This window comes from Clostridium thermopalmarium DSM 5974 (assembly GCF_002995795.1).
In the GTDB taxonomy this organism is placed as follows: Bacteria; Bacillota; Clostridia; order Clostridiales; family Clostridiaceae; genus Clostridium_H; species Clostridium_H thermopalmarium.
This window is the reverse complement of the sequence record NZ_PVXN01000053.1, coordinates 183,234-196,493: the sequence shown is the minus strand read 5'-3', so window position 1 is coordinate 196,493 and position 13,260 is coordinate 183,234. Positions and strand designations below refer to the sequence as shown.

Sequence of the window (13,260 nt, the reverse complement as noted above, 5' to 3'; positions counted from 1 at the left end):
TTTTACCCTTCTTTCTTATAAAATAAGGCAAAATAAAGACTATCTCTAGTCATTACTTTGCCTATTAAACAACTTATTTTATTCTAAAAATTCTCTTTCGATTTTTAATATTTTTGCTTTTTCTTCCTCTGTTATAAATCCTTTAGCTACCGCATTATTAAGATTTTCTTCATTAAAATTAGGATTTAATCTCCAGCAACTAACAAAATAATTGTATAATATACTCATTTATTACACCTCCAATAAAGCATTAATTGCGTTTTGTGCTTCCAACAAGGAAGTTTGAAGTTCTTTTTGTTGTTCTTTTAATGCTGTATTTTCTTCCTTTAGTGATAAATTTTCACTCTTTAGTCGCTCAATTTGTTCTGTAAGTGGTGGCTCATAAGTTGGATATTCAAATACTAATTCATTAGTTTCTAGGTTTACTTTGTATGATTTTGCTGTTTGAAATTCGCCTTGATATTGTCCAAACTCTAGCTGTATAACTCCTACAGAATCTATACTTCTTGCTTGTAGTACATCATAAATCTGAAAATCTTGTTCTTTTGTTGTATTTATCGCAGTTTCACTTGTTTTTTCTAATGTTGTTAATATAACATCACCTGTTGCTAATTCATAATAAATTTTTCTTCCTATCATTTATAACTACCTCCAATTCCTATATTATGAAAAATAATAGAAAGTACCATCTAGTTTTGCAGAGGATGAACTGTTATATTCATCCTGTGAGCCTAATAGACTCACAATTGATAAAGAATTGTGATTAAGCCCGGTTATATCTAGTATTCTTTGTTTAATAGAAAAAGCGTGTAAGTTGCTATCCTCATAATTACTCATATATTGACTATATATGAGTAGTGTGTAGGCTTTATTATTCGCTTTATCTATATAAACAGAAAATGACCTTATTTTAGTGTCCATTGAAGAATACGAATCACCAAAACCACCATAATCATCATAAAAGTCAAAATATTTCGTACCATCACAGAATCCTATACTCGATTGAGGAGCACCATGAGCATTATTAGCTACATAGCTATATGGTCTATTATCAGCATCCAAGTCTGATATAAAAAGAATATAATTTGCATTAGGTGCCGAAATAAAAGTTTGTGTTAAATTCTGTACACCTCGACTACTAGAATGTGTGGTGCTTACTGTTCTTGTGTGAACTGAAGATGGTCTAGGTTCTAAAGTTCCCGTAACCCCAAATATACTAACTCCATTTTTTATATTCTCTGGTTTTAAATTAGCATCACCTTTAACATATCCACTACCATTATGATAACCCGCAGGTATAGCTTGGTTAGTTGTACTAGGAATAATTATTTTAGCTCCATTATTAGGCATTGTTCCTGTTTGACGTGTGTAATTATTTCCATAGAAAGTCTGTCCACTTAACACTTGAGCTGTGGTAGCATTTCCAGATAAACTAGGTCTAGCATTTACTGTAATACCACTATAGTAACCAGCGCCACTGGTTTGAACACTATCTGATGGAGTAAATGTTTTTGAACCATTATTAGGCATGGTTCCAGTTACCTTATTACCTTTTACATAAGCAGTTTGTCCGCTTAAAATTTGACCTGCTGTAGCATTAGCATCACTTGTAAAAGTTCCTGTTTGTCCAAATATAGTTACACCAGGTTTAATATTTTCTTTTTTAAAATTTTCATCAGTCCAATCTACAGAACTTCCCTGTGCTCCATCATAGTATCCTTTAGGTGGTCGTAATCTAACGAACCCTTCTTCTGAATACGTGGCTACTGCTTCTTGGATTTTACCACTATTATTTGGCATAGTTCCAGAAACTATTCCATTTTCTGTACCTATTGTATATCCTTCTAGTACCTTATCTGCGGTGGCAGTACCATACTCACCCCCTTCACCCAATAATTGAAAAACCGAACCAGTGTAAACTAGATGAAGTATCTGTCCTGCTTTTATGTTTCCACTAGATAAAGCATTTCCATTTGATTTTAGGATACTCTTAGCTCCTAAACCATTAATATTTAATGTTGCTGCTCCAGTATTAGCATTAGTAAATTTTATTTTATAACTTCTTCCCTCTGTCAATGTTGCTCCTGTTATAGTTACAGTGTAGGTATTAGTCCCACTCGCTGTTCCATAATCTATTTTTTTATCATTTAAACTTTTAATCTGCGTATCAATGATATCCGCATTATAATTAAGGTCCTCAATATTAACTACATCTGTCCCCTCTGGCTTTTTTAATCCATAATTAGCTGTTGTTTTCATATCATCTCACTCTCCTCTATTCATAAATTTTTAAGTCATTCCATGTTTTAAGTTTTGCATCATTCCATGTTAAATTACCCTCTATAAAATCCCAAACTGTGTAAGTGTATTTAAAATCATACGCCAAGTGTGCTGGCTTTATAGTGTCTAGCATATCTTTAAAGCTTGCTAAATTCTTTGGAATACCCTTAACACCTATAAATTGTACTGTAAAAGAATAGCTTTCATGGTGTTCTATAATATCTACTTCTCCACCGCTGAAAGCTTCTGCTGTTTCTTTTATTAATTTTTTAGTTACAGTTCCATGGCCTCTTTTTTTAGCTTTAAGAATTTCTCTTCTTTCTTCATAGCTCTTACTTATATCTGTGTCAATTCCAAACTCTTTTTCCCATAAACTTAATCCCCATGTAGCAGTATCAATAAAACATTGCTTAAGTACGTCTTTCATTTGCCACTTTAGCAATGCTAATTCATATCCTACTACATCATTCCATACTTTAAATTCTTTTATTTCTCGTAAAATAGGAGGTAAATAGGCTAATAAGTCTGGTCTATATAATTCAATTTCTTCATCTGATACTGTAAAATTATTACCATATTGGCTAGTACCATATTTTATAGTTCCATACAACACCTACACCCCCTTTAAATCATTCCAGGTTACTCCACCCTTAGGCAGGTATTGAGTATTATGATTATGGTCTGTTGTCGACCAAATTTTCCAACTGCTCCAGTTACCTTGATAATAGCTTCTATACGCCCATCCATCTCCTCCACTTCTAAATATTAAGATATGGAAACTATCTCTATCATTACTTTGTATTAAAAATCCCGATGTTGTATTATTCCAAGGCGAATTAGCAGCATTTGATGCTCTAATAGGTGTTATAGTTCCTTGTGCTACCAAATCTGGTTTTAAAGTATCATAATTTGATATTGTTATTGCATTAGTTAATTTTTCGGCTTTATCTACAATACCATCGCCGTTAGTGTCGTAAATGCTTTTAAGCATATCTCCATAGCCAGCATCACCAAGCTCTGATTTACTTACAAACTTAGAATTTATTTCATCCTCTGTATAATATCTATCGTCATGTGTATGTCCTATATCAGATTTATTAGTTACTGTATTCCATAAGGTTCTCTCATCACTGGTTATATGCTTAATAGTATCACTTATATGAGATACAGCACTGTTCCAAGCATCTACAAGTGTTTGAGTTATAATATCGAGTACAGCCTTATTAGAATGCGTATGTTTTTTACTGTTCGCATCATTCCAATTATTTTTCTCAGTATCTGTAGTAAATCTATGAGCACTATCCTCTACAATTATAGTAGCTGGATGTGTTGAAGGATGAATATATTTATTTGCCCCATCAGCTATCCCAGCTAACTTATTTTTTTCAGCTGTAGTATAGTCTTCTGTGCTTAATTGTTTTCCTTCTATTTTATCAACTTTTTTACTTAATTCATTAGTAATTGTTCCAGCAAAGTTTGCGTCATTATTTAATGCTTCTGCTATCTCTTGTAATGTATCTAGAGCTTCAGGAGCGGTACCTATAATATCTTGTATCTTCTGTAAAACTTCCTCTTTAGTAAATACCTGTTCTTTTAAGTACCTTTTATTTAATTCTGTATCTACATATGTTTTCTCAGCTTTATTATTTTCAAGTATAGTTGCCCTATTCTTTAGGTTGCTTATCTCTAAATCATTAGCATCTTTATATCTGTCTACTTCTTTTTGAGTATTCACTATACTTTCTTGTACTTTATTTATATCGTCAGCTTCAACTGTATCTCCTTGAGTTTCGTAAGTGATATATGCTTTAGGAACATCAGCAAATATCTTAATAACTCTTTTCCATGGAGTTTCACTTGGAGTAGAAAGTATAAAATTATCTATTCTATCTCCTGTCAACTTACTTCCTGTATAAACTCTTACACTTGTATTAGATACATTATCATGCTGCAGTTCATCTTCATATGCTCCATCAGTGAATGTTACCTCTTCTTCGATTACATAGGTATTGCCATCTAGTTTATTTAATTTTTCTGTAAACTTATCTATACTTTCTGGGTACAATTATTGCACCTCCAAACTGACTGTTCCAAGTACAGGTATTTCTTCATCCGATAGTCCAACATTTACCGAGAAGTTATTTATCTTTAGTTCTGTATAATCTAAAACTCCAGGAGTATTAAGAAGCAGATTTCCTATTCTTGCTATACTCACATATGATAGTTCAAAAGCTATATCTTTTAAGTATTCGTCTAGTAATTTTATAAATTCTTCTTGTACTTGGCCTATATTAAATCCATTGGCCAATATGACCTTTGATGTTATATTAATTTGTTTTTCTATACCACCAACAACAGTTATTTTAGGTCCTATAGGTCTAACATCTTCTATATGATTAAAAACATTATTTATTAATTCCTCAGATGGTGCCTTTTTATTGCTATCAATTAATACTATTTTTACTGTCCCGTTACCATCATATAAAGGAAATACTTTAACTTTTCCAACTCCATCTACCTCTAAAGCCCATTGTTTATAATGATTAGGGTTACCTGAAGTTACAGGAGATTGAATTTTTAAAAGTAATCTTTGTAGCAGTTCTGCGTCTGATTCATTTTCAGTTCCTCCCGTAGTAGGATTAATATTATTTATACTTCTAATCCCAACTAACTGTATAGGCAGTTGAGTAATAGTTCCGGATGGCACATTGTATTTTTCTCCTATTTCCATTGCTTCTATTTTAACAGTAGCACTTCCATTTATTATTATCTTTTCTTCTGTAGTTTCAAATTGCAAACCGTTGCTAGTTTGAACAATAGTTCCTTTTGGAATAACCGTATTATCTACTCCATCAAATATAATTTCCCCTGTAGCTTTTGTGCCGCCTTTCCTATATATTCCATATTCTTCTGCTTTTTTATCTAATTCTTCACTGTAACCATATTTGGCTGCGGTTACAGCAAATACTCTATTAAGTATCTCATCAAGCTGTATTTTAGCTTCAGCTAGCTCACAACTAATAGGAGATAACGCATCGAATAAAAAAGAGCCTTCTAATTTATTTAAATCATTAGGCACTTTATCTAACATTCTATTTAGTATATCTTTACTATCTTCACTATACACTTACATTCATCTCCCCATAAACAGTAGAAACTGTAAAAGCAATATCTAGTTTAGCTCCCTCAATTGTAATATTTAAATTATATATATCTTTTAAGTAAGGATTTATTAAAAGAGCCTCTTTTATATAACGTTCAACCTCTAGCTTTAATGCTGCATTGCTTAGTCCTTTTCCTACGAGTGAATCCAATTCATGTCCATAATTCCAACTATAAGCTAAGTATCTATATCTTTCAGTTTTTAATGCCTTCCATATCCATACTTTAAGAGCTTCATTTCCTTCAACTACTTTAAACTTACCATTCTCTAAAATAAATTTATTTTTATCAAAATCCCAAGCATATTCTTTAAATAGAGGCAACTCTTCTCTGTCATGAACTGTTTCTTTTATAGCCTGGTCTAAAATATCTTCATTAGGAAATATAGTACTCATGGCTTATCCACCTTACATAACACTATGAATGTCTGCCTATCCTCCGTCGCTAGTACTGCCACGGTATCACCGGCTTTTAATCCATCTTTAGTTATATATTCTCTAGTAGAGCCATCTACCTCTAAATTTCTTTTATAATTTTCTTTTAAATAATCAGCTACATAAAAATCATCACTTGTTAGCTGCAGCTCTCCTATTTTGAGAATATTAGCACTAACCATTTGCCCTATTTGTATACTGGGAGGATTTTTATCTGCTCCCCTATCCTTCATTAAATTTATAAACTCAACATAAGGATCCTTCATATTTAATCCTCCTTTACATCCATTTTATTTTCAAATTTTAAATCTAGTGTCATAGTGTACTTATTACTTCCAACTTCCCAAGTATGAGTATCTCCATCAATAAAAAGTAGTCCATTTTGAAGTGCATCTATATAAAATATTTTAGTTTTAATAGCATATCCTGTCCTACAACTCCAGTTTCCTATAGCTTCTATACTACATTCATTATCAATACCATGAAGCATGTTTCTAGCCACTTGAAGAGGATTCTTATCCTTTTCTGTTTGATATGTCTTTTGAATTATTCCATAGTACTCAAAAAGACCAGGATTCTCCACTTTAGATATATAATTACCCTTATCATCATATATCTTTACTCTTCCGACCATGTTTTTCATAGTATCTTTGTAACTTGTATTTAATACATTTCCAACATCATTATCCTTTTGAAATGCATTTATACATGTCAATTCATAGTCAACTACAATAACTCCTTTTTCGATAATTGAAACTTTAGTACCATCACACACAGGAATATACTGTTTTCCATTCTGCTTAGATACTTGAGTAAGCACTTCCATTACTGCCTCATATGCTGTTTTATCCTGTATAAGCCTACTAATTCTTATTCCTATTTTAGGTATATTTCCATATTGTAAGCCCAATTCAGTTATAATTTTTTTTACGGCATCCTCTGCCAATATGTTCTTAAAATTATAAGTGACAGTAGATTTTAGAAGATAAACTAAGTAATCATATGCTGTAATAACTAATTCCTGATGTGAATTTAACTCTCTGTCCCATACTATTCCTCTAAAAATCTCTTTTCCATCTAGTACAATCCATATCTTTGAACCTACTCCTATTTGAACATTTTCGTGATTTCGGTCAAAAATGCTATAAAAAAAGGTTGCTTCAAGTTTACGAGCAACTTCATCTTTACTGCCACTTATAATTATTGTTTTAAGTAAATTTGTAGCATTTTCTTTCCAGTATCCATTTTTATTTTTATACATTATCCATGCTTCTATCATAAGACTAACACCTGTCCTGGATAAATAAGGTTGGGATTTTTTATGTTATTTCTACTTGCTATATCCTTATATTTCATCCCATTACCATAGTAGCGTTTTGCTATATTCCATAGACTATCCCCTTTTTTAACTGTATACTTTCGACCTACAGATGGTTTTTTAGTTGCAGGTCTTGGTTTATTCGTTACTACTTTAGATTTTCCACCATTACTTGCTTTGGATGTATTAACAGACTTGGCCACAACTTTCCTATATTCCTTTAAATTTATAGTAAAATAAACATCTCCCGTTCCATCTCTCTCTCCATAAGTAAAATCCTCAATATAAAAAATTTGGTTTACATTACTTTCAGTTATAAGTACTCTTACTTGTCCTAACTTCCTAAATTTTTCTATTAAAGCAACACATTCGTATGGTTTAGGAAAATTTGTGTACTGGCAAAAATCATATACTTGAGCAGGAAAAAATGATGATAAGGAAATAGTAGCAAGCCTTGACTTACCTAACAAATTAACCTCACCAACATTCTCTACTACTATGGTTTCATTCATATTCCCAACACTAACATCAAACTCAGCTGGAGGTACTGGAAGTTGTAGCTTGTCTTTATTTTGTAAAAACCAAAATTCCACTATAACACCCCCTAAGCCATATTAAAGCTGGTCTTTTTTAATTTTTTTACAAGAGCATCTGCTATTTTATCAATGTCAGCATCTTCTCTTACAACTATACTATCAGCTAATTTTGCAATGTGAACTCCTCCAAAACCTTCTTTAAAACTTCTATTTTCTTGAGCTGTAAGAACTCTTTCACCTTCATGCAGCTCTGCTAGATATCCATTGTAAGGTACATTTGACAGCCCTGTAGCATGACTTCCATCAAGCTTATCTTTAATCCAACCAGCACCTTTTTTGGCTAACTCAATAGTTCCTTTGATAGGATGTTTGAAGAACTCCTTTAGTTCCTCCCATTTCTTTTTAACACTTTCTGCAAATTCAGAGCACTTCTCTTTAACATGTTGAAAAGTTTCTTTAATGCTCTCTATTTTAGGTTTAATGAAATTTATTACTGCCTTTGTCTTGTCTCTAATACCACCCCAATTATGTTTCCATGCCTGGTAAAGTAATATACAAACACCTATTATAGCTACTATTATTAAAACCACTGGATTAGCTGCTAAGAATGTGAAAACTCTTGCTGCAGTTTTGATTATTCCCTTTCCTACAATTTTAAAAACTTTAAGTATAGACATAAGTCCCTTGCCTATACCTTTACCTGTAAATTTACCTATACCCTTAAATATACCTCCAATTGCCTTAAAGTTATTTTTGGAAGCAGCTTTTAAAAATCCTAAAGCTGTTTTTAATTCTGAAAGTTCCTGCTTTAGTTTCCTTATATTTTTAGGTGCATGTAATATAGTTTTCATAATTCCTGGACCGAACTTTAATCCTGCTAATATTCCTAGTGCTGCTTTAGGATTTTTATTTGCAAAATTTAAAAGTGGTTTTACAAAGTTATAGGCCTCTTTAGCTAATTTTCCAACTGTCTTTAATACATTACCTATGCCTTTTAAAGTATTTTTAACATTATTAAAGCCTTTTTCTATCTTTTCAGGATGTTTTTCTAAGTCATCAAACCATTTTAAAAACTTCTGACCTTGAGAGTTTGCAAAACTTTCGACTTGTTTTTTTATAGTTCCAAATGCCTTAGATTGAGAAAAGCTTTCAAACCTTTTATTTACTTGTGCTAAAACTTTATTTATTGGAGGAAGAAATGCTTTACCAATATCTGAGCCCATACTTTGCATCAGACCCGTTGTTGTTGACCACTGTCCTGCAGCAGTTTTTGCAAGTTTTTCAGCTCCGCCAGCAAAGAATGGATTTAATTTATTTTTTACAATACTGTTATAAGCAGTTGTAAATTGATCATCAGTAAGGTCAGACATTTTCATTTTCTTTTCCTTACCTTTTTTATCTTTCTTCTTTGCAGCTCCTGAAGCTTCGACAAAATCATCAGCGCTAAATTTAAAGCCGAATTCATTCATTCTTTCAGCTTCGCCTTGCTTTAAATCTGCCAAAGCTTCCATTGCATCCATAACAGTTTTACCAGGATTAAGTGCAGCCATGTTTTCAGCAAGCTTTACAAGCTCCATAGCTTGTTTTGTATCACCTTGCATTATGTTTACAGCTCTACGTCCTGCAGCTATAACCTCATTTGTACCAAACGGGGTAACATTAGCATTATGCCTTAACTGTGCAATGTATTCCTGAGTGGCCTTGTTTACATCAAAACCTTTTTTCCCTTTATTCTGAAAACCTATAAAGTGTTTCATCGCTACTTCTTCCTGCTCTAGTTTCGCTCCAGCACCCACTGTATTATCAAAGGCAAACTTAGCAGTAGCTCCAAAAACAATCCCTGCAGCTAGATTTTTAAGGTTGAATATGCTGTTTTTTATACTAGACATTACTCTTTTAGTTTTATCTATTGCATTTAAAACAACTCTGTGGGGTCTTCCAGTTAAATTTCCTAAAGTGCTAAGTATATTTCTAAATTTCTGTCTGGTCATATCCCTTGCTGCAATTGTTATAGGTCTATTTTCATGTAATCTTCTTAAGTTGTCTCTAACTTCTCTGGTGCTTCGTGTGGCTTGAGTATTATCTACTCTAATTCTAGCCTCTACTCGAGTTCTTGCTGCATGTTCCATAGTTTCTCTAGCACGCTGTACAGATTGTCTGAAATCATTTGTTTGACTTATGATTTGTTGCATAGAAGCCATATAGTTATTTGTATTAAACTCAATACGAGCACCAAGTCTTTCTTCATCAGCCATATGCCTCACCACCTTTTAAGACAATAAAAATAACACCCTAAGGTGTATCTTAAGGTGTTATTTTATTTAATATTATTTATAATTGATGGATGTACTGCCGCTGAGTCTAGTAAATCATACAATATTTTAGGTTCAGAATATACTTGTAGCTTAATATCTTCCCAATTAAATTTATTATATTTTTCTCTAGTTATTGTATAGGCAATAGCTCTAGATTCTACTTTTTCATTCTGTTTAGTATCAAATATAGAGTCTACTATAAACTCTATATTTTCAACTTTTTTATTTTTAAATAACTCACTAACAATATCAATAAAATAATTAGAAGTGTGTATTAAAAATTGCTTTTCATCCTCAGGCTCTTGAAATAATTTAATACTTATATCTGAATCATTAACAGTAACAGCCCTAATCTTATTAGCTCCTAATATTTGTTTTATTAGCTTTTCTACATTCCCTTTATTTAATTCTATTTTACTTAAATCTATTTTTCCTTCTTTTTTAACTTCTTGTTCTTGATTGACCTTATCATTGCCTTTTACAACTTCCTTTTTCTTCTCACAAGCTACTAAAGACATAGCCATAATAACACTAAGCACTGCTATAAATATTTTTTTCATAACATCAACCTCCTAGTGTTATTATACTACATCCACACTAAATATTGGTATTTCTTTTCTTTGTAATGCTAATTCCTTGCGAGTTCTTTCCTCTATCTCTTTCTCAACGAAAGCTCTTAATACTAATTTGTCCCCTAGTCCTAAATTCCAATATTCTGATGGCTTAATTAACCTTTTAGTTTTAAAAAGGTAATACATGGTGTTTACTTCACCATCAGAATTTATTAGTTTTTTATTTCTTCAACCGCATTTTTACCAAAACCACACAACTCATTTATATGATTGTATAAGGTTGCAATTTCTCCTGGTTTACCTAAAAACATTCTTTGAAGCAGCTCTATAGGAGTATGTGCTTTAAAATGCTCCATAAGCTCTTTTGATTTTAGATTTGGCTCCTTAACTCCTTCTAAAACTGTAAGCAATTGAATTTTATTATAATCTATATCACTAAGAGCATCTTCATCTACAGTTACCCCAGCCTCTTGAATTTCATTATATTTTTCAATTCCTATTGCCTGGATTGTAAATATAACGTCTTCTCCAAATGCCTCTGATAAGCTTTGTATTTTAACCTTTTTTGTAGGTAGTTTCACCTTACTTGTATCTGATTTTAGTAATAAATCCATAACATTATTAGCCATTGATATTCCTCCTTAAATTTAAAATCAGCCATAGAATATTATGGCTGTATCCAATCATAAATTTCGTATTCAGAGAATGTGAAGGGAATACTCTCCTCAAGTATCTTTTTAGCTTCCCAATTCACTAAGTCAAATTCATCAAAGGTTGCATCCTTTATTGCCACACGCTCTGCACCAACCACATCAGGGTCATCTAATTTTGATACTATGGTGCAGACTACACTCTTACCTTCCTTTAATTTATTAGCTAGTTTTAAAAGCATTCTAGAGTTAGTTTTATTTAATTTTAATGTACCACTGCCTTCAAAGCCTACAACCTTATATTTTTTACCCATAACTTTGCACATTTTAACTTCTTCTTTTATGAGTTTAACTTTAGCCTGCAAGCCTGTGGCATTGTCTAAATATTCTCCATCTAACCAGCATTCACCCTGAGTACCGGATATAGTTTTTTGTGCATCATATGCCATTAATAAGCACCTCCTAAATAGTTACATTGATATTGAAGTCTTCCATTGCATCTGTCCACTTCAAATTAGAAGCTATAAATACTTTATCTTTTGTATTAGCCTCTTTTAAATCCTGGTCTTTCATATTCTCAACATCTTCTCCAATTGATTTTAAATATGTTTTCTGTGCTGCTATGTCTATAAAAACTTTATTATACTCAGTTGAAGAACTATCTAGTAATCCTTCAAGTGCTAGCTGGTCATTATATGCTTGTATAGCCGTTATAAGCAATATTTTATTATCATAGGTGTTTGCATATTTCCCAAGATAATAATCACTTACTGTACGCTTTACATCATCATGCCACATATCATTCTTGTCCACTATTAATATTTTTTTAAAATCCTCACCTTTATCCTTAGTAGTTGAAGTTAATGAATTTATAGCCCTAGCAATCTTACACTTTTCACCATCGTTTATTAAAATTAACTTACCTTCATTTATAGCCTTGTCTGCTTCCTCTTTAGTTAAATGAGGTACATCATCAACTTCCGGAAGAACCGTATAGGTAGCACTCATATTAAGAGGACACCCTGCTAAAATACCTGCTATTCTAGCACAATATTGAGCTGCAGAATATGTCTTTTCTCCAACTCTAATATCATCTGTGTCAAAATTAATAACTCCTTCATGATCTGCCGGAGTATGTGGTAATACAGCTTTGATTTTCACATCTTTTGTATCTCTAAGTTCCTTTGTCCAAGTGGCTATAATATTGGCTGCTTCTTTTTCTATGAATGGTATTGCTAAATAATTAAATTTAGTTACCTCTAAGTATTTTAAAGCCTCATTATAATCAGTAGCCTCTGGTTGTATCGCATAGACTACTACTTTTTTAGGTGGATTAACTCCTCCTCGTAACGCTAACTCTATCTGCTCTTTATTTTCTGCAGTAAATCCTGTTGGAATATCTGTTATAGTGCTTATATTTATAGGATTGTTTACTGGACCTTTTTCTTTTAATATAAGAGCTACAATCCCTCTTTCGCCTCTTTGCATAGCAGTACTAGCTTTAGTTTTAAAAGCTATATTTACATTAGGTAATCCTAACATCATCTACACTCCTTTCTTTGATAAAATCATATCTTGCATTACATCGAAGTTTTCAATATCTTTCTCAATTAATTCATAATAGTTAATAGGTACCTGGAAGTGTAATACAATGCCAATTCCATCATTTATTGATTGATACTGTGTATTGTCTAATTTAATATTTCTATTTTTAATAGAAATATGACCCTTAAACATATCTTCTAAATCATCTGCCATATTTAACACTTCTTCAGTAGAATTTACTTCCTTAGGAAAGTATTGAATATCAACTAATAGGAATCGAGACTTAACATTCTTACTTTCCCTTGTTGAACTACCTGGAATTAATTGCACGAAAAAAGCAGGTGATTCAAAACCCTGCTGTATCTTTTCATCATATATATTAATTTTAGGATACTTCTCACTTAATTTTAAGGTAAATGCATCCCTTATATCGTTATACTTAAGCATA

General features: G+C 32.1%; 17 protein-coding genes. All 17 read right to left on the bottom strand.

The features are described 5' to 3' along the window. Positions 1-78: 78 nt before the first annotated feature. The 17 genes from CPAL_RS13930 to CPAL_RS10045 all read right to left on the bottom strand — a co-directional run bounded on the left by CPAL_RS13930 (position 79) and on the right by CPAL_RS10045 (position 13,259). A complete protein-coding gene (locus tag CPAL_RS13930; RefSeq protein ID WP_165815324.1) occupies positions 79-228 on the bottom strand; it encodes a hypothetical protein in 150 nt (49 codons plus the stop codon). A gap of 3 nt (positions 229-231) precedes the next feature. Beyond that, a complete protein-coding gene (locus CPAL_RS10115) occupies positions 232-639 on the bottom strand; it encodes a hypothetical protein (protein ID WP_106024556.1) in 408 nt (135 codons plus the stop codon). A gap of 24 nt (positions 640-663) precedes the next feature. Next, a complete protein-coding gene (locus CPAL_RS10110; protein WP_106024555.1) occupies positions 664-2,259 on the bottom strand; it encodes a hypothetical protein in 1,596 nt (531 codons plus the stop codon). 16 nt (positions 2,260-2,275) lie between these two features. Then, complete coding sequence (locus CPAL_RS10105) at positions 2,276-2,890, bottom strand: YmfQ family protein (protein WP_106024602.1); 615 nt, start codon at positions 2,888-2,890, stop codon at positions 2,276-2,278. A gap of 3 nt (positions 2,891-2,893) precedes the next feature. Further along, positions 2,894-4,345, bottom strand: coding sequence for a hypothetical protein (locus CPAL_RS10100; protein ID WP_106024554.1), 1,452 nt, complete (start codon positions 4,343-4,345; stop codon positions 2,894-2,896). After that, positions 4,346-5,407, bottom strand: a complete 1,062-nt coding sequence (locus CPAL_RS10095) for a baseplate J/gp47 family protein (RefSeq protein ID WP_106024553.1) — start codon at positions 5,405-5,407, stop codon at positions 4,346-4,348. After that, a complete protein-coding gene (locus CPAL_RS10090) occupies positions 5,400-5,837 on the bottom strand; it encodes a DUF2634 domain-containing protein (RefSeq protein ID WP_106024552.1) in 438 nt (145 codons plus the stop codon). The genes CPAL_RS10095 and CPAL_RS10090 overlap by 8 nt, the downstream gene beginning before the upstream one ends. Beyond that, positions 5,834-6,142, bottom strand: coding sequence for a DUF2577 domain-containing protein (locus tag CPAL_RS10085; RefSeq protein WP_106024551.1), 309 nt, complete (start codon positions 6,140-6,142; stop codon positions 5,834-5,836). The genes CPAL_RS10090 and CPAL_RS10085 overlap by 4 nt, the downstream gene beginning before the upstream one ends. A gap of 2 nt (positions 6,143-6,144) precedes the next feature. Next, entirely contained in the window at positions 6,145-7,155 is a 1,011-nt protein-coding gene (locus tag CPAL_RS10080) for an XkdQ/YqbQ family protein (RefSeq protein ID WP_242976308.1), read from the bottom strand. Next, positions 7,152-7,787, bottom strand: coding sequence for a LysM peptidoglycan-binding domain-containing protein (locus tag CPAL_RS10075; RefSeq protein ID WP_106024550.1), 636 nt, complete (start codon positions 7,785-7,787; stop codon positions 7,152-7,154). The genes CPAL_RS10080 and CPAL_RS10075 overlap by 4 nt, the downstream gene beginning before the upstream one ends. Before the next feature lie 11 nt (positions 7,788-7,798). Then, positions 7,799-9,985, bottom strand: coding sequence for a phage tail tape measure protein (locus CPAL_RS10070; RefSeq protein ID WP_106024549.1), 2,187 nt, complete (start codon positions 9,983-9,985; stop codon positions 7,799-7,801). 62 nt (positions 9,986-10,047) lie between these two features. Further along, positions 10,048-10,605 carry a hypothetical protein gene (locus tag CPAL_RS10065; RefSeq protein WP_106024548.1) on the bottom strand — a complete coding sequence of 186 codons (558 nt, stop codon included), beginning with the start codon at positions 10,603-10,605 and terminating at the stop codon, positions 10,048-10,050. A 21-nt stretch (positions 10,606-10,626) separates the two neighbouring features. After that, on the bottom strand, positions 10,627-10,803 hold the full coding sequence (locus CPAL_RS13925) for a hypothetical protein (RefSeq protein ID WP_165815323.1): 177 nt from the start codon (positions 10,801-10,803) through the stop codon (positions 10,627-10,629). Between the two features lie 26 nt (positions 10,804-10,829). Further along, positions 10,830-11,246 carry a phage tail assembly chaperone gene (locus tag CPAL_RS10060; RefSeq protein ID WP_106024547.1) on the bottom strand — a complete coding sequence of 139 codons (417 nt, stop codon included), beginning with the start codon at positions 11,244-11,246 and terminating at the stop codon, positions 10,830-10,832. Between the two features lie 38 nt (positions 11,247-11,284). Next, positions 11,285-11,716, bottom strand: a complete 432-nt coding sequence (locus CPAL_RS10055; protein ID WP_106024546.1) for a phage tail tube protein — start codon at positions 11,714-11,716, stop codon at positions 11,285-11,287. 13 nt (positions 11,717-11,729) lie between these two features. Beyond that, positions 11,730-12,812 (bottom strand): phage tail sheath subtilisin-like domain-containing protein, encoded by a 1,083-nt coding sequence (locus CPAL_RS10050; protein WP_242976307.1) that lies wholly within the window; start codon positions 12,810-12,812, stop codon positions 11,730-11,732. After that, positions 12,813-13,259 carry a phage tail terminator family protein gene (locus tag CPAL_RS10045; RefSeq protein ID WP_106024544.1) on the bottom strand — a complete coding sequence of 149 codons (447 nt, stop codon included), beginning with the start codon at positions 13,257-13,259 and terminating at the stop codon, positions 12,813-12,815. Between the last annotated feature and the right edge of the window lies 1 nt (position 13,260).

Coding starts and splice junctions, on each gene's coding strand:
- CPAL_RS13930 (WP_165815324.1), bottom strand. CDS start 228: ATGAGTATATTATACAATTATTTTGTTAGTTGCTGGAGATTAAATCCT.
- CPAL_RS10115 (WP_106024556.1), bottom strand. CDS start 639: ATGATAGGAAGAAAAATTTATTATGAATTAGCAACAGGTGATGTTATA.
- CPAL_RS10110 (WP_106024555.1), bottom strand. CDS start 2,259: ATGAAAACAACAGCTAATTATGGATTAAAAAAGCCAGAGGGGACAGAT.
- CPAL_RS10090 (WP_106024552.1), bottom strand. CDS start 5,837: ATGAGTACTATATTTCCTAATGAAGATATTTTAGACCAGGCTATAAAA.
- CPAL_RS10085 (WP_106024551.1), bottom strand. CDS start 6,142: ATGAAGGATCCTTATGTTGAGTTTATAAATTTAATGAAGGATAGGGGA.
- CPAL_RS10080 (WP_242976308.1), bottom strand. CDS start 7,155: ATGATAGAAGCATGGATAATGTATAAAAATAAAAATGGATACTGGAAA.
- CPAL_RS10070 (WP_106024549.1), bottom strand. CDS start 9,985: ATGGCTGATGAAGAAAGACTTGGTGCTCGTATTGAGTTTAATACAAAT.
- CPAL_RS10065 (WP_106024548.1), bottom strand. CDS start 10,605: ATGAAAAAAATATTTATAGCAGTGCTTAGTGTTATTATGGCTATGTCT.
- CPAL_RS13925 (WP_165815323.1), bottom strand. CDS start 10,803: ATGTATTACCTTTTTAAAACTAAAAGGTTAATTAAGCCATCAGAATAT.
- CPAL_RS10060 (WP_106024547.1), bottom strand. CDS start 11,246: ATGGCTAATAATGTTATGGATTTATTACTAAAATCAGATACAAGTAAG.
- CPAL_RS10055 (WP_106024546.1), bottom strand. CDS start 11,716: ATGGCATATGATGCACAAAAAACTATATCCGGTACTCAGGGTGAATGC.
- CPAL_RS10050 (WP_242976307.1), bottom strand. CDS start 12,812: ATGATGTTAGGATTACCTAATGTAAATATAGCTTTTAAAACTAAAGCT.
- CPAL_RS10045 (WP_106024544.1), bottom strand. CDS start 13,259: ATGCTTAAGTATAACGATATAAGGGATGCATTTACCTTAAAATTAAGT.